The sequence below is a fragment of the Cognatishimia sp. 1_MG-2023 genome, from assembly GCF_030548175.1.
Classification (GTDB): Bacteria; Pseudomonadota; Alphaproteobacteria; order Rhodobacterales; family Rhodobacteraceae; genus Cognatishimia.
Genome location: NZ_JAUORX010000011.1, coordinates 1 through 15794, shown reverse-complemented (window position 1 = coordinate 15794; position 15794 = coordinate 1). Strand labels below are relative to the sequence as shown.

At 54.7% G+C, this 15794-nt stretch carries 17 protein-coding genes; 9 read left to right on the top strand and 8 right to left on the bottom strand.

Annotated elements, in window-relative coordinates:
* Positions 1 to 9: 9 nt before the first annotated feature.
* Positions 10 to 621: an enoyl-CoA hydratase/isomerase family protein gene (locus tag Q4544_RS14420; RefSeq protein WP_303507434.1), complete on the bottom strand. Its 612-nt coding sequence runs from the start codon at positions 619 to 621 to the stop codon at positions 10 to 12.
* Positions 618 to 1370, bottom strand: a complete 753-nt coding sequence (locus Q4544_RS14415) for an SDR family oxidoreductase (protein WP_303507433.1) — start codon at positions 1368 to 1370, stop codon at positions 618 to 620. Before Q4544_RS14415 ends, Q4544_RS14420 begins: the two co-directional genes overlap by 4 nt.
* A gap of 130 nt (positions 1371 to 1500) precedes the next feature.
* Between Q4544_RS14415 and Q4544_RS14410 the strand changes: the two genes are divergently transcribed.
* The 3 genes from Q4544_RS14410 to Q4544_RS14400 all read left to right on the top strand — a co-directional run bounded on the left by Q4544_RS14410 (position 1501) and on the right by Q4544_RS14400 (position 5236).
* Positions 1501 to 3009 (top strand): DUF2125 domain-containing protein, encoded by a 1509-nt coding sequence (locus Q4544_RS14410; protein ID WP_303507432.1) that lies wholly within the window; start codon positions 1501 to 1503, stop codon positions 3007 to 3009.
* A gap of 120 nt (positions 3010 to 3129) precedes the next feature.
* Positions 3130 to 4476: a TldD/PmbA family protein gene (locus Q4544_RS14405; protein ID WP_303507431.1), complete on the top strand. Its 1347-nt coding sequence runs from the start codon at positions 3130 to 3132 to the stop codon at positions 4474 to 4476.
* Positions 4463 to 5236: a 3'(2'),5'-bisphosphate nucleotidase CysQ gene (locus tag Q4544_RS14400; protein ID WP_303507430.1), complete on the top strand. Its 774-nt coding sequence runs from the start codon at positions 4463 to 4465 to the stop codon at positions 5234 to 5236. Before Q4544_RS14405 ends, Q4544_RS14400 begins: the two co-directional genes overlap by 14 nt.
* 61 nt (positions 5237 to 5297) lie before the next feature.
* Here the strand turns inward: Q4544_RS14400 and Q4544_RS14395 are convergent, their stop codons facing one another.
* Complete coding sequence (locus Q4544_RS14395; RefSeq protein WP_303507428.1) at positions 5298 to 6035, bottom strand: glutamine amidotransferase; 738 nt, start codon at positions 6033 to 6035, stop codon at positions 5298 to 5300.
* A 160-nt stretch (positions 6036 to 6195) separates the two neighbouring features.
* On the opposite strand from Q4544_RS14395, the gene Q4544_RS14390 reads away from it, so the two are divergent.
* Positions 6196 to 7413, top strand: a complete 1218-nt coding sequence (locus Q4544_RS14390) for a 3-deoxy-D-manno-octulosonic acid transferase (RefSeq protein ID WP_303507427.1) — start codon at positions 6196 to 6198, stop codon at positions 7411 to 7413.
* Positions 7413 to 8408 carry a tetraacyldisaccharide 4'-kinase gene (gene lpxK / locus Q4544_RS14385; RefSeq protein WP_303507426.1) on the top strand — a complete coding sequence of 332 codons (996 nt, stop codon included), beginning with the start codon at positions 7413 to 7415 and terminating at the stop codon, positions 8406 to 8408. The genes Q4544_RS14390 and lpxK overlap by 1 nt, the downstream gene beginning before the upstream one ends.
* A 59-nt stretch (positions 8409 to 8467) precedes the next feature.
* Here the strand turns inward: lpxK and Q4544_RS14380 are convergent, their stop codons facing one another.
* Both Q4544_RS14380 and Q4544_RS14375 read right to left on the bottom strand, forming a co-directional pair.
* The gene (locus tag Q4544_RS14380; protein WP_303507425.1) at positions 8468 to 9127 is read right to left on the bottom strand and encodes a DsbA family protein; all 660 of its coding nucleotides are present in this window, start codon (positions 9125 to 9127) and stop codon (positions 8468 to 8470) included.
* A 14-nt stretch (positions 9128 to 9141) separates the two neighbouring features.
* On the bottom strand, positions 9142 to 9642 hold the full coding sequence (locus Q4544_RS14375) for a DUF721 domain-containing protein (RefSeq protein WP_303507424.1): 501 nt from the start codon (positions 9640 to 9642) through the stop codon (positions 9142 to 9144).
* Between the two features lie 87 nt (positions 9643 to 9729).
* Here Q4544_RS14375 and mutY point away from each other — a divergent pair, with 87 nt between their 5' ends.
* On the top strand, positions 9730 to 10791 hold the full coding sequence (gene mutY, locus Q4544_RS14370; protein ID WP_303507422.1) for an A/G-specific adenine glycosylase: 1062 nt from the start codon (positions 9730 to 9732) through the stop codon (positions 10789 to 10791).
* 65 nt (positions 10792 to 10856) lie between these two features.
* Complete coding sequence (locus Q4544_RS14365) at positions 10857 to 11990, top strand: alkane 1-monooxygenase (protein ID WP_303507420.1); 1134 nt, start codon at positions 10857 to 10859, stop codon at positions 11988 to 11990.
* Positions 11991 to 12198: 208 nt separating this feature from the next.
* Here Q4544_RS14365 and Q4544_RS14360 read toward each other — a convergent pair whose 3' ends face one another.
* From Q4544_RS14360 to Q4544_RS14350, 3 genes are all read right to left on the bottom strand, one after another.
* Entirely contained in the window at positions 12199 to 13314 is a 1116-nt protein-coding gene (locus tag Q4544_RS14360) for a site-specific DNA-methyltransferase (protein ID WP_303507418.1), read from the bottom strand.
* A gap of 114 nt (positions 13315 to 13428) precedes the next feature.
* Complete coding sequence (locus tag Q4544_RS14355; protein ID WP_303507416.1) at positions 13429 to 14061, bottom strand: ribonuclease HII; 633 nt, start codon at positions 14059 to 14061, stop codon at positions 13429 to 13431.
* A gap of 114 nt (positions 14062 to 14175) precedes the next feature.
* A complete protein-coding gene (locus Q4544_RS14350; RefSeq protein ID WP_303507414.1) occupies positions 14176 to 14640 on the bottom strand; it encodes a hypothetical protein in 465 nt (154 codons plus the stop codon).
* A 181-nt stretch (positions 14641 to 14821) separates the two neighbouring features.
* On the opposite strand from Q4544_RS14350, the gene Q4544_RS14345 reads away from it, so the two are divergent.
* On the top strand, positions 14822 to 15112 hold the full coding sequence (locus tag Q4544_RS14345; protein WP_303507413.1) for a hypothetical protein: 291 nt from the start codon (positions 14822 to 14824) through the stop codon (positions 15110 to 15112).
* On the top strand, positions 15084 to 15788 hold the full coding sequence (locus Q4544_RS14340) for a hypothetical protein (RefSeq protein WP_303507412.1): 705 nt from the start codon (positions 15084 to 15086) through the stop codon (positions 15786 to 15788). The genes Q4544_RS14345 and Q4544_RS14340 overlap by 29 nt, the downstream gene beginning before the upstream one ends.
* Positions 15789 to 15794 lie beyond the last annotated feature (6 nt).

Below are 15794 nucleotides of genomic sequence, written 5' to 3'. Positions count from 1 at the left end.
CCCCATTCTTTAGGTACAAAGCGCTTTAATACCGGTCACGATCTCTGGTTTGGCCCCTAGCGTATCTGCGACAAGCACTCTTGCGGTTTCCATCAACTCCGCAGGATCAACGATGCGGTCGATTAGGCCAAAGTTAAATGCCTCTTCTGCCGTCAGCTTTTGGCCCCCCATCAGCACCAGTTTGGTGCGGGCGGGTCCGATCAGTGCAGCCATGCGTTTGGGGTCTGAAGGTTGCGGGAGAAACCCAAGCTTCATAACAGGATAAAAGAACTTGGCGGTTGGCACTGCAATGCGGATGTCGCAGGCCAGTGCCATGCCGTTTGCGCCCCCGGCCAAGGTGCCGTTCAGTGCTGCGATGGTCAAGCCGGGTAAAGCAGCGACCGCGCCGGAAAGGCGCTCCCACACTGGGCTGGTTGCGAGGCCCGCGCGGGCCTCGTCCAGATCAGCGCCTGCGGAAAAGACTTTACCGTTGCCTGTGATGATCACAGCACGAGCGTCTTGGGCCGTTTCCATGATGTCGGCCAGCTCGGTCAGCATGGCCTCGGTCAGGGAGTTGGCCTTTTCCGGGCGATTGATGGTAACGATCCAGAGGCCTGTTGGCTCTTTGCTTAGTTGGATCAAATCAGGCCCACTTTCTTTCGGATTGTTTCATCGCGGAGTGATATTTCACTGCCAAGGAATTCATCCGCGTCAGCACCACACATCCACAGCAGGGTTTTCGCAGGCCATTCTGGTGGGATGTGCACCTCCCAATCCAACTGGCTGACGGGGTTCACGCCGCTGGCTTTGATTTCGCGTTGCATTTGCGTGGCGACGGTTCCGGGGGACAGGCTGATGGCACGGATGCCTTTGTCGGCGGCTTCTTTGTCTGCCATCCGGGTCAGCATCAATGCGGCGGCTTTGGAGCTGCAATAATGGCTCCATCCTTCGACCGGACCATGGGCAGCACCTGAGCCGATGGTCAAAAGCGTGCCACCGCCATTATCGATCATCACTGGCATGGCGGCGCGCATCCCGTTGAATACGCCCTTTAAATTAATGTCGATCACGTGGCCCCATGCCTCTGGGTCAGCGTCTGACAAATGCGAGACAGGTTCAATTACGCCCGCGTTGTTCACCAGCACGTCGATACCGCCAAAGGTCTCAACGCAAGCTTGCACTGCCTTTTCGACCTCCCAATAGCGACTCACATCGCATGGAATCGCGATGGCGTTTTTGCCAAGTTCAGCGGTCAGGTCGGCGATGGCGTCTTCGCTGCGCGCGACCAAAGCAACATTTGCACCTGCATCGGCGAAAACCCGCGCGGCACTGGCACCGATGCCGCGGCTAGCGCCGGTGATTAGAACGGTCTTTCCTTGCATATTAGACATTCGCGGGCCCTCATTTGCGATTTGATCCAATTGGTAGCCATCCAGAGGCTTCTGGTCCAGCCCTTGCCCCTTGACCATCGGCATGCAAGACCCGAAGTTATTAGGGAATTTTATTTGGGAAGGGTTCGTTATGTCTCGTTGGACTCAATTAACTGGGGCCACAGCGTTGGCCTGCGCATTTACATCTTCTGCCGCGATGGCAGATGTTACTGGCCAAGACGTCTGGAATGACTGGCGGACCTATATGACCGATTTTGGTTATGTGGTGACGGGTGATGAAAGCCGTTCTGGTGACACATTAACCATTACGAACTTGTCCATGGTTTGGGACTTGCCGGAAGACGAAGGCACCTTTGTCATGTCCATGCCGGAAATGAGTTTTACCGATCAAGGTGATGGCTCTGTTGCTGTTGGTATGCCATCCACATCGACGCTGAAAATTGATGTCGACCCTGCGGAAGGCGAAGCGCTGAACGCAACTGTCGCGTTGGACATGACCGGCATGTCGACCATCGTTTCGGGTGACCCTGACGATCTGGCCTATAGCTATACTGCTGCAAGCCTAAAAATGGCTTTGACCGAATTTGTTGTGGATGGCGACGCGCCAGACGAGCTGACATTTGAAATGGTCATCAACAACGTGATTGGTCAGTCGACGATGAAAGTTGGCGATATGCGCGATGTGGCGCAAAAGTTTAGCGCTGATCAGGTCACATATGAGCTGCGTGTCGTTGACGAAGCAGAAAGCGCAGATGTTGTCGCGACGGGTTCGGTTGATAACCTAAGCTTTGAGGGCGAGGCCGTCGTTCCATCAGACTATGACGTTGAAGATCCAACCGCGCTGTTCAAAGCGGGCTTTGGCTTCACTGGTACGTTTTCCCAAGGTGGTTCGCAGATGCAGCTAAAAGGCACTGCGGATGGCGATGCCTTTAACGTCGAAACCTCTGCTGGTTCTGGCGAGCTGGAAATGGCGATGGACGAGGCTGGTTTTGCATATGCAGGTGGCGGTTCTGACATCACTGTAAACGTTGCAGGTAGCGATATTCCGTTCCCGGTTTCTTTCGAAATGGCCGAAGCGGGTTATGAACTGTTGATGCCATTGATGGCTGCAGATGAAGAGCAGGACTTTGCCTTTGGCCTGACGCTGGGCGGTTTGGCTGTGCCTGATTTGTTGTGGAGCATCTTTGATCCAACGGCAGTTTTGCCTCGTGATCCAGCGACGCTAAGCTTTGACCTAGAAGGCAAAACCCGTCTGTTGATGGACCTGATGGACCCAACCATCGAAGATTCTGACGAGTTTCCGGGTGAGTTGACAGCATTAACCCTAAGCGATCTGGTGATTGAAATTGGTGGCGCGGAGCTGACTGGTAAAGGTGATTTCACCTTCGACAATACCGACACCCAAAGCTTTGATGGCATGCCGCGCCCATTGGGCGAGGCGAACTTTCGTCTGTTGGGCGGCAATGGCCTGCTGGATAAGCTGATCCAAATGGGCATCGTTCAAGAACAAGACGCGATGGGCGCGCGGATGATGATGGGTCTGTTCACGACCCCTGGTCCAGCCGAGGACGAGCTGAACTCGACCATCGAAGTGAACGAAGACGGTCACGTTCTGGCAAACGGTCAGCGCATCAAATAACGCAAAATGCGTGAAATGCAGGCCGCCCAGACACACTCTGGGCGGCCTATTTTATTGGGGATAGGCTTGCCTTGCGGGGCATCCCGGTCTACCTGAAGAGAACAACTCCGCGGAGGCAGGATGAGCAAAACTTTGCAAGAGCTGACCCAGCAATTGCTGGACGCAGCGCAAAAAGCCGGGGCCGATGGCGCCGATGCGATGGCGGTGCAGGGCACCTCGGTTTCAATTGATGTACGCGGCGGCGCGCTGGAACATGCGGAACGCTCCGAAGGAACCGATATTGGCCTGCGGGTTTTCATAGGCCAACGACAGGCGAATGTGTCTGCGTCTGATATCAGCGATGCGACGATTGCGATGATGGCTGAACGTGCTGTTGCCATGGCAAAAGAAGCACCCGAAGACCCCCATATCGGTTTGGCACGCGCGGATCAGCTGGTGCAATCTTGGGACATTGATGCGCTAGAGCTGTGTGATCCTTCTGCGGAACCTGCCCCCGAAGAGTTACAAGCCGATGCAGCAGAAGCTGAGGCAAGTGCACTGGCTGTAGACGGGATTTCGCAGGTTCAAGCAACCTCTGCGGGCTATGGTGCCACGCAGGTGCATTTGGCAGCTAGCAACGGATTTTCTGGCGGTTATGCCCGTACGGATCGCGGGCTATCCTGTGTCGCGATTGCGGGCACCGGCGCTGATATGGAGCGGGATTACGACGGCGATAGCCGCATTTTCCAAGCGGACCTACGCGATGCAAAAGACATTGGTCGCAGCGCTGCGGAACGCGCCTTGGCGCGTCGCGATGCGAAACAGCCACCAACCGGCGCCTTTCCGGTATTGTTTGATGAACGGATTTCCAGCTCTTTGATTGGGCACCTTTTGGGTGCGATCAATGGGGCAGCGATTGCACGTGGCTCATCGTGGTTGCTGGATGCTTTGGAACAAGAAGTTTTGCCAACCGATCTGTCGATCATCGAAGACCCACATCGCGCGCGCGCCTCTGGCTCGCGTCCGTTTGATGCCGAAGGTTTGCCAACGCAAAAGCGGGCGATTGTTGATAACGGCGTGCTGACCAGTTGGACGCTGGATTTAGCCAATGCGCGCAAACTGGGCCTTGAAAGCACTGGTAACGCGGCACGTGGTGTGGGTGGCCCGCCGTCACCAAGTACATGGAACATCGCGCTGACGCAGGGCGACAAAAGCCGCGCTGATCTGATCCGCGATATGGGCACTGGCCTGATTGTGACCTCTATGATTGGGTCCACCATCAACCCGAACAACGGCGACTATTCGCGCGGTGCGGCTGGTCTTTGGGTCGAAAATGGCGAGATCACCCATGCGGTGAATGAATGTACAATTGCGGGCAACCTGCGTGACATGTTGCGCAGCATTGTGCCAGCCAACGACGCGCGTGCCCATCTGACCCGCGTCGTGCCGTCGCTGTTGGTCGAAGGAATGACCCTTGCCGGGCAGTGACCTTTCCCTACTGATTGACGCCGCCCAAGAAGCGGGCCGAATTGCCTGTGGCTTTGCTGGTAAAAACCCAGAGGTCTGGGACAAGGCGGATGGCGCAGGCCCCGTGACCGAGGCTGATCTGGCGGTGAACCGGATGCTTGACGCAGAGCTGCGCGCGGCGCGGCCTGACTATGGATGGCTGTCCGAAGAATCGCCGCAGGATGATGCACGCCTGAACGACGAGCGCGTGTTTATCATCGACCCCATTGATGGCACTCGCAGTTTCATTGCGGGCGATTCAACCTGGGCACATTCACTGGCGATTGCTGAAAAGGGTAAAGTGACGGCGGCCGTTGTTTACCTGCCATTGCGAGACAAACTTTATACAGCCGAGCTTGGGCAAGGGGCGCATTTGAACGGGGATGTAATCGCTGTTGGGCGCCGACCAGATCTGACCGGCGCAGATATACTGGCAACTAAACCAGCGATGGATGCGAAAAACTGGCACGCGCTTCCGGATGTGAAACGCAATCACCGCCCCTCGCTTGCATACCGCTTGTCATTGGTGGCCGAAGGAAAGTTTGACGCGATGTTCACCTTCAGACCCACTTGGGAATGGGACGTGGCAGCAGGTGATTTGATCCTTCAAGAAGCTGGCGCGATCACATCAGACCGTCATGGCGCGCCCTTAGTCTTTAACAACAAAGACCCCCGCTTGGCAGGCATGATTGGCGCCAATGCCACCCTGCACCAAAGCATCTCGGACGCGCTGGTCTATTAGTTTTTTCTTGGTCTAAATACTTTGGGGAGTTTGAGGGGCAAAGCCCCGCATCCGCGCGGGATCAACCGCGGTAAACGTCCACGAAATTGCGCAAAATCTTTTCTGGTGCGTGCACATCCGCTGCATGGCACATAGCGATTAAAGCGTCCGCTTCTTCTGGTGGAAAATACCCTTTGTTTTTGTAGACCCCGATGCGCACTTCAAACCCGGCTGCGTCTGCTTCGGGGTGGAATTGAGTCGCATAAACGTTCTGACCAAAGCGGATCATTTGGAATGGGCAGGTGGGGGATTCGACCAGATGCGTGCAGCCTTCGGGTAGGCGTTGCATGGCTTCTTTGTGGCCAACAAAGGCGTCGAATTGGTCGGGCATTCCCGCAAGAACAGGGTCTGATTTGCCGGCCTCTGTCAGTCGGCAATCAGCGGTGCCTGCAGCTTCGCCGTAGTTATCTTTGTTTACCACGCGGCCAAGGTGGTGCCCCAAAACGCCGATGCCATAGCAGCAGCCCATAAACGGAAAATCACGTTTTGTGATTTCTGGAAGAAGGCTAAGAATTTCGGTTTCGATCTTGGCTTCGACTTCGGATTTATCCTCTGGGGCATCGCTGACGCAGCCGGGGCCACCACCGACGATCACACCGGCATAATCGTCCAGAGAGAGTTCCGCTGGAATATCGTCTTTGTTCAACTGCAAGCGATGGGTTTCCGCCTCGGTCAGACCGGATTTGCTTAATATCGCTTGGAATTCATTGTCACTTGCCTCGGCTTCCGGGCGCAGTTGTAAAATCAGAAAAGGTTTCATCAAGTGGCTTTCAAGGCAGACTTTAGCGAAATGGTTGCCCGATCCGGCAAAGGAGGTCAACCAAAGGGGCGTTATGTCCCTTGTCGCTAGGGGGCGATGCGCCTAATTTGCCAAGACCTTTAACGCCGATTGTCGGCCCGGATCAAAGCGCGCACACTTTATGGCTCCATCGCTTTCCCTGACCGCCTATCTGGCCTTTGCACGGCGCGAGTCGTCGCATTGGCAACAACCGGATCGGCTGCGCCCGGATGGAACATTGATCTGGGTGCATTGCGCTGTGGCGAGTGATGCCATTGCTATGGTGCAGCTGGGTAGAAAGCTGGCGACACAACGTGACGACGGGCATGTCATTCTGACAGTGTCAGCCGTAAAAGAGCGCCCCTTGGGGGTGCCTGACTGTGTGCAATTTGTCGAATTGCCAAGCGAGAACCCCGCGGATGTCAGCCGTTTCTTTCATCACTGGGAACCTGATGTGCTGTTATGGAAAGGCCCTGCAGTGCGGCCTGCGTTGATCAGTGGTGCACATGAGCGCGGTATCCCTTCGTTTTTGATCGACGCTGATGAGCTCGATCTTGAGCATCGCAATTGGCGGTGGCTGCCGGATTCGCTGAAGCCAACGTTGCAGCTTTTTACCAAGATTTACGCGCACGACTCGGCGAGTGGGTTTCGCTTGCGGCGGATGTTGGGCATGGAGGCGCAGGTTGAAGACAGCGGGCCACTATTGGAAGATAGCCCAGCGCTGAATTGCTCGGAAAGTGATCTGGATGACCTGAGTGATAGCTTAACGGCGCGGCCTGTTTGGTTGGCCGCGCGCATTCAGCCAGAAGAATTGAATATCGTATTAACGGCTCAGCGGGCGACAATGAGGCTGTCGCCACGGTTGCTGTTGATGATTGTGCCTGATCGACCTGAACAGGCCGCAGCCATTCGTACGGAATGCGAGGCACAGAAATGGCGCGTCAGCCATTGGGATGATGCCGAGATGCCAGAGGAGCGGACGCAAATCCTGTTGGCAGAAAACGCCGAAGAGTTGGGTTTGTTTTACCGCGTGGCGCCAATCACACTACTGGGCAGTTCGTTGGTCAGCGGGCATGGCGGGCGGAACCCGTTTGAACCTGCGGCTTTGGGGTCTGCAGTCTTATATGGGCCGGGAGTTCGGCAGCATCTTCAGGCGTATTCGCGGCTAGCACGGGCGGGTGCGGCGCGGATTGTGAAGGATGTGGAGTCTTTATCTGCGGCCCTGGCCAGCCTGATGGCGCCGGATAAGGTTGCGAAAATGGTTCATGCTGGATGGGAAACTGTTTCCGAAGGTGCCATGGTCACGGATCATATCCTAGAACAGATCAACGAGACCCTAGACCAGAAGGACGCCAAGTGATGCGCGCGCCGGATTATTGGAACACCCCTGCGGATCGGCCAAGTTGGAAGGCGCGATTGTTGGCGCCTTTGGGTGCAATTTACGCCGGCGCGACGGCGCGACGTGTGGCCAAGGGAGATGGATTTAAAGCGGATGTGCCTGTGCTGTGCATTGGCAATTTGAATGCTGGTGGTACGGGAAAAACGCCGACTGCAATTGCGGTACTTCAACGGCTTCAAGCGCGCGGTGTGACAGCGCATGTTGTATCGCGTGGGTATGGCGGATCACTAGACGGACCTGTGCAGGTTAACGAGCGTACGCATTCAGCGGATGAGGTAGGCGACGAGCCACTGTTGCTGGCGGCCTTTGCGCCGACGTGGGTTTCTAAGGATCGTGCGGCTGGTGCGAAGGCTGCGCAGGATGCGGGGGCAAAGATTATCTTGATGGATGATGGGTTTCAGAATCCGTCGTTGGTCAAAGATGCCTCGATCATTGTGGTGGACGCACAGCGTGGGTTTGGGAATGGTCGTTGCATCCCAGCTGGACCACTGCGGGAACCCGTTGAGGCGGGGCTTGCGCGGGCTGATTTGGTGCTTTCAATAGGCTCTAACCCTGCGCAAAAGCGGTTTTCGGAGGTTTGGGGACCTGTGATCGGTTTACCGCATGTAACTGGCCATGTGTCGCCTTTGCAGACCGGTATGGATTGGGAAGACACGCCGTTTTTGGCCTTTGCCGGGATCGGGTATCCAGAGAAGTTTTTCAACACATTGCGTGAGCTTGGCGCGACATTGCTGCAAACTCATGCGCTGGATGATCACCAACCCCTTAGCAAAAGCTTATTGGCGCGATTGGATGCGGATGCGCAGCGACTTGGCGCCCAGTTGGTCACAACAGAGAAAGACGCTGTGCGCCTGCCCAAGACCTATCGGCAGCGCGTTCTAACCCTGCCCGTGCGACTAGAGATCGAGGATTGGACTGCGGTTGATGCGGTCTTGGATCGGTTGTTAGGGGCATAGCTAAAACGCAAAACGCCCACCGGTTAGGGCGGGCGTTTTCCTTGGAAATCGAGGTTTGCTTAAAGCATGCCGTCGAGTGTTTTCTTGAAGTCAGCGTAGCTCATGTTGCTGAATTTTTCGCCGTTGATTACGAAAGACGGCGTGCCGGTTACGTTATCTTTGGCTGCATTGTTTTGGTACCAAGCCACCAACGCCTTTGCTTCGTCTTCGTTTTGCAAGCAGGACTGTAGCTGCTCGTCACCGAGGCCAGCCAAACGACCAACCTTACGGATGGAATCAGCAATCGCGACTGGATCACCTGCGCGGGACCAATCAGATTGGCCTTTGAACAGAAGGTCGGTGATGCCAAAGAAACGCTCTTGGCCACCGCAACGTGCGATCAAAGATGCCCAAAGGCCGAAGCGATCAAAGTAAACTTCGCGGAAGACGAATTTAACTTTGCCGGTGTCGATGTAATCAGCCTTTAGCTTTGGATAGGTGGTCGCGTGAAAGCTAGCGCAATGTGGGCAGGTGAACGAAGCATATTCAATGACTGTGATCGGCGCGTCTGCATCGCCAAGGATCATGTCTTGAATACCGGATGTATCAACATCGCTGGCCTGTGGCGTGTCGATTGTGGTTTGCGCCGTCGCGGAATTGCCACCGCTTTGTGACAGGTAATATGCGCCGCCGGCGACACCGATCACAATCGCGATGATAATTGGAATAATACGGTTCATTTCTGAAACCTTCCTCAGTTCTTAGATTTGGATAAAACGTTATTGGCCAGCTGTTCCAGCGCTTGGCGAAGTCCGTCATCTTGGACAGGGGCTGCCATGGTGTGCGCTTCTTTTTGAACTTTTGGATCAGGTGGCGGTTTGGCTGCCTTGGGCGCTGGGGCAAATTGCGCCTGTCCCTCGGCAAATCCGGTCGGGGCGGTTTGAGTGATCCGCATCTTGGTAATGGCATTATAGCCATAGGCCGCGTTCACTTTTTCCCGCAGTCGTTCTTTTTGCATTTCAAGCATGGGGGCCTGCGCACCCGTGGTCAGGATCGTCAATGTCGCGCCAAAGCCTTGGCGGCCATATTTCACATCAACGGGCTTGCAGATGGCCGCAGTTTCTTGGCCAACGATTTCTGCCCAATGGGTCAACACGCGCGTCACGGCAAAGCCACGCGTCTCGCCTGCCTTGCGAATCTTGTCGCGCAACAGGGTGGACGTGCGTTGAAAGCCTTTATAGGACGGTCTGCGCATGAGGGGCCTTGCATCCTTTCGTTCGACGTTATCTTAGAGTGAGACAGCGCCGTGACCAGTGCCAGATTAGCTTAAAGGATATAACACTTGCGTGACCAGCCGAAAGCCTTTGATTTGCTGGAATGGTATGATGTGCATGCGCGCAAGATGCCATGGCGCATTGGGCCCGCGGATCGAGCCGCTGGTGTCATGCCGGACCCTTACCGCATTTGGATGTCAGAGATCATGTTGCAGCAAACAACGGTTGCGGCGGTAAAAGATTATTTCCTGAGGTTTACAAAGCGCTGGCCAACTGTGAGCGATCTAGCCGCAGCTGAAGATGCAGATGTGATGGGCGCATGGGCCGGTCTTGGCTATTACGCACGCGCGCGTAACCTATTGAAATGCGCGCGGTATGTTGTGGATGAATGCGACGGTGAATTTCCCGGCACCTATGATGAATTGCTGAAATTACCGGGTGTTGGCCCCTATACGGCGGGTGCGGTTAGCGCGATTGCCTATGATCAAGCGTCCGTTGTGGTGGATGGGAACGTCGAGCGTGTGATGTCACGGCTGTTTGACATTCACACGCCACTACCCACGGCAAAGCCAGAGCTGACAGAACGCGCTGCAGCGTTGACGCCTAGCGAACGGCCCGGCGACTATGCGCAGGCGGTGATGGATTTGGGTGCTACGATATGCACCCCGAAAAATCCAGCCTGTGGGATTTGCCCGTGGCGTGCGCCATGCAAAGCGCGACTGGCAGGCACGGCTGCGGAATTGCCGAAAAAAACACCGAAGAAGCCAAAGCCGATTCGATACGGTACGGCCTATATCGCGCGGCGCGTGGATGGGGCGTTTTTGTTGGAAACACGCCCTGACAAGGGTCTGCTGGGTGGCATGCTGGGTTGGCCTGGTTCGGAATGGGTAGAGGATGATCCCCCCCATCATGACATGCCCATTAAAGCCGAGTGGAAAACGCTGAACACAGAGGCCCGCCATACGTTCACCCATTTTCATTTGCGTCTGAAAGTCATGACCGCATTGGTGCCAATGGATCGCGCGCCCAAGGTGGGTGAGTTCAAAGAGGTCGATGATTTCCGGCCTTCTGACCTGCCGACTGTGATGCGAAAAGCCTTTGACCTTACGAAAGGCAGCGACGCGGATTGATCCTTTGCGCTGTGCCGCCCATTATGCGGGCAAACGCGCGCGATCGAGCAAATCGGAGCCTCGCCATGTCAGAGACCACACAAGTGGCCAATCTTAGAAACGCCCTGCCCTATTGGTTGCCATTGCTATTGGTGCCACTGATTTGGTTCAGTGCAATCCAAGGCGGATGGTGGGTGATCAGCGCACCATTGGTCGCTTGGTATTTGTTTTCCATTTTGGATGCGGCAGCCGGGCTGAACCTGGCGAATAACGATCCACAAACGCCAGATGATGCGCTGTTTTGGTATCGACTGGTCACGCTGGTTTGGCCTGCCTTGCAGTTTGTCACATTGTTTGGGCTGATGGCTTATGTGCTAGACGCAGAGCATTTGGGGCGTACCGAACGGATTGTTTTGTTCTTTGGCGTTGGCGTGATTACCGGCACGGTTGGTATCAACTTCAGCCATGAACTGATGCATCAACGCAATAATCTGGAACGGTGGTTTGGCGATATTCTACTCGCAATGGTGCTTTATTCGCATTTCCGCAGCGAACATCTGTTGGTGCATCATCGTTATGTCGGCACGCCGCGCGATCCGGTGACAGCGCGCTATAACGAAGGGTTCCATCGGTTCTTTCCACGGGTTCTAAAACAGTCTCTATTAAGCGCGTTTCGGGCGGAACAGTCTCTACTCGCGCGCAAAGACCGGCTGTGGACAGACCGCAAGAACCCATTCTTTCGGTATTGGCTCCTGCAGGGTTTCATGCTGCTTTTGGCCGCCCTGATTGGTAGCTGGGCTGGCGTTGGATTGTTTCTGCTGCAAGCTGGTGTTGCGATTTGGCAGTTGGAGCTTGTGAACTATGTCGAACATTATGGCCTGACCCGCGCGCATTTGGGTGACGGTAAATACGAACACGTCAAACCGCATCACAGCTGGAATGCAGCACATAAGGCGACCAATTGGTTACTGATCAATCTACAGCGCCACTCGGATCACCACTACAAACCCGACCGCCGTTTTCCGCTGCTGCAAAACTATGACGAAAGCGAAGCGCCACAGTTACCATATGGCTATCCAGTCATGACCATGGCGGCGATGGTACCGCCAATTTGGCGCCGCTTTATGAACCCGCGTGTGCGGGCTTGGCGGAAAACCTACTATCCAGAGATCGAAGACTGGCACCCCTATAACAAGGCGCTCAATCCAAAACCCCGCTAGTTTTTTCTTGACCTAAAATACCTCGGGGGAGTCTTTGAAACCTGTTTCAAAGACGGGGGCAGCGCCCCCACCCATGCCAAAAAAAAGCCCCGCCAAAGGCGGGGCAAGTCAAGGTGCCATGTGTAGTCAGTCCACAGGCACCGGCGGTACCTCGGTATTAGGTCTGCGACGAATGGCAGACCCAAGGTATTCTTGTGAAACTGAGTACTTAGTTCGGGCGTGTTTCCATCTCGGCGCGGATTTCTTGGCGCAGCAGATCGATCGGCACTTGTTTGCCCTCTTTCTTATACGTCCAATATGTCCAACCGTTACAGCTTGGTGCGCCTTCATAGGCGGCGCCAACCTGGTGGATTGAGCCTTTTACATCTTTGCCGACCAGCGTGCCATCTGCGCGAACCTTGGCTTTGTAACGGCCGTTCATAGACGACAGTTCGGTGCCGGGACGCAGCATGCCGCGCTCGACGAGTTGACCGAAAGGGACGCGTGGTTGCGCCCGCTTTGATGTGGACACTTCGAGAGCTTCGCGGTCGTATTTCTTGATACCAGCAATGCGTTTTTCAGCCACTTTGCGGTATTCTTCCTCGCGCTCGATGCCGATGAACTCACGCCCAAGCATTTTCGCGACGGCGCCGGTTGTGCCTGTACCAAAGAATGGATCCAGAACAACGTCACCTGGATTGGTTGAGCCGATCAACACGCGATGCAGCAGGGATTCTGGCTTTTGCGTTGGGTGTGCTTTGGTGCCTTCGTCGTTCTTCAGACGCTCGTGGCCGGTGCAGATTGGCAGAACCCAATCGCTGCGCATTTGAACGCCTTCGTTCAACGCTTTCAAAGCTTCATAGTTGAATGTGTATTTGCTGCCTTCTGACTTAGAGGCCCAAATCATTGTTTCATGTGCGTTGGTGAAGCGCTTGCCACGGAAGTTTGGCATTGGGTTCGACTTGCGCCAAACCACATCGTTCAAAATCCAGAAACCTTGGTTCTGAAGCTCGGCGCCCATACGGAATACGTTGTGGTAGCTGCCGATCATCCAGATTGCGCCATTTGGCTTTAGCAAACGGCGCGCCGCCTTTAGCCATTCGCGTGTGAATTTGTCATAGGCTGCAAAAGACGAGAACTGGTCCCACTCATCATCCACAGCATCGACTTTGGAATTGTCTGGGCGGTGAAGATCACCCTTGAGCTGTAGGTTATAGGGGGGATCCGCAAAGATCAGGTCAACGGATTCCTCAGGCAAACTGTTCATCATTTCGATGCAGTCACCAGCAAGAATCGTGTTTAGAGGGAGCTCTGTCGAGCCCTTTTTCTTTGGTTTATTCGTCATTTTTACTGCCTCAGTATGCTCGGCGCTTTTGCGCTCTATTTAACCGGCACTTGTGTGCTCTATGGTTATCCACAGGATCGACTAAACTGGAATCGAGGTCAATTCCTTTTTGAATCAAGATGTTAGGTTTTTAGCTTGATACAAGATGTTGTGTATTGGCTTAAACGAACGTCTATGGTGTGGGGTTATCCCCAGCTTGTGGATAGAATCGCGATGTTGCTGCGTTGGGTAGCCTTGGTTTTTTTCCCACCCATATCCCGGGAACTGTTGCGCCAATGACAACATGAGGCGATCGCGCCTTGTTTTTGCCACAATCGAAGCCGCTGAAATAGAAACACTTTTTGCGTCACCCTTAATCACAGCTTCGGCTGGCACACTTAGATCTTTGGGCAGAAGGTTCCCGTCAATCAGAGCGTAATCTGGCTGCTGGGACAGGTTTTGAACGGCGCGCACCATAGCAAGGTGGCTGGCCTGTAAGATGTTGATCTCGTCAATTTCCTGCACCGATGCCTCGCCGACCCCCACTATGGCGGCAGCAAGTATCTGATCGTAGAGCAGCTCACGCCGTTTGGCAGTGAGCTTTTTAGAATCGTTCAGGCCCGCTGGGATGTTGTTTGGATCCAAGATCACAGCGGCCGCCATGACCGGGCCTGCCAATGGCCCACGCCCGACTTCGTCAACGCCACAGATTAAGGTTGCCCCGCGTAGGAGCGCCGATTCTTCGAGTGTGTAATCAGGCTGGGTCATCCGATGGTGAAAGCGCAGATTTGACTGGGTCGCAAGAAAAAACCGGCGCCAGTTGCCTGGCGCCGGTTTTTCAGGGCAGCTTGGGGATGCGGGTGCTGCCCCTGTGCTCAACTGTTAGTTAGATGCCAGTTTGAACCCACGGTCGCGCAAGCAGCGCATCTGGTAACCACGACGCGGACCATCGCTTGTGCGGACACGAATTTTGCAATCATGCGGCAAACGGCTGACGTGGTTGTAGTTACGTTCTAAGCAATACGTGCTCATCATGCGGACACGACCGTCGCGCGTGCGGTGCTGACGCAAACATGAGGCAGGTAGTTGTCTAAAGTTACGGCGCGCTTCGCGGCGCTTACGACGTTCCTCTTCTCGACGATAATCATCGTGGCGAGTGGTTTCAGCAGGTGCTGTTGAATGACGATTGCGATCAGAGACCGCCTTGCCAATGATCACCAGCGCGGTAGCGCCAAAGAGCAATTTAGCCAAATCGTCATTGCCAGCTTTGGCTGGCGCTGCCGAGAGGGACAGCCCAGTAACGGTGACTGCCGCGATCAAGATGGATGCGATGAATTTACGGGACATGGGGTATGCCTTTCTTTCGGGTGCAAGCGATTCTGTGGGTTCGCAGTGAAGAGCGAGTTGATGAGATCAGCTTGCCCCCAGCCCCGAAAGTCAGGCAATAACGGCCCATTGTTATCGAATATCAACGCCGGAAAGCCCTGTTGTTATTGAATATCTAAGTCGATCACATCAGAGTGGCCTTATGAAAAACGCACTCATCATATCGCTTTCCGCACTTGCGTTGTCGTTTGCTACAGCGGCCATGGCGCAAGATTGCTATGCAGATTACAAAGCCAAACAGAATGACCCCTTACGCTTGCACTACGGTGTTGCGCAGGTTCAGGGCGAATGCAGCAAATCCAATGCCCAAGGCGAATTGACGCCGCGACTACGGTCAGGTGGTTGGGTTTTGCTGAATGTTCTGTCAGTCTTTGATTCATCTGGTCTCGACCAAAGGAAAGCTGATGCTGGACAATTCTACCTCCGCTATTGAAGCGCGCCAAATTGGCAGCCGTGTGGTCACGCTTGGGATTATCGCCATCGTGGCCATTTTGCTGGGCGCGGGGGCGTTGTTGTTGTTCACGCTGCCAGACGCGAATGCGTTTAATGCTCGTGTGGAGCAGTTGTTCGTTGAGAATGATGATCTGACCCGGCAAGCCGATCTAAAGCTGTTGGAGATTTTGGCGCAGTCGGGCACGTCCTTTGCTGAGATTTTATCCAGTTACCGGATGGTGATTTTTGTGCTGCTGATCTTTGCGACCGGCATGATGATCGCGGCATTGGTGTTTTTGGTGATGCTGATCACGATGAACCGCCGCATGGCACAGATTGAACGATCCGGCATTCAGGTGAATTCATTGCTGATCAGTCGCGATGAAAAGAAGGTCTATCTGAATGACATGGGTTTCAAGCTGACAGATGCGGCGATGGAAACGATGTCAGTTCTGGCTGAGGCCCGTATGGATGATGACGTTTTGTCAGGTGTAGCGATTGAGGCCATGATTTCAGGCAAGCTGGAAGCAGATTGCGAAGAAGCGGCTGGCGCAACGCGGATTAAGCGATTGCGTGATAGTCTGGGCAATCAGATTGTCAGTGAGTTGCTTGTAAAGAACGTCGCCCGGCGCGGTTATATGTTGGGGATCGACAAAGACGTTATTCGCGTTTTGTGATGTCGG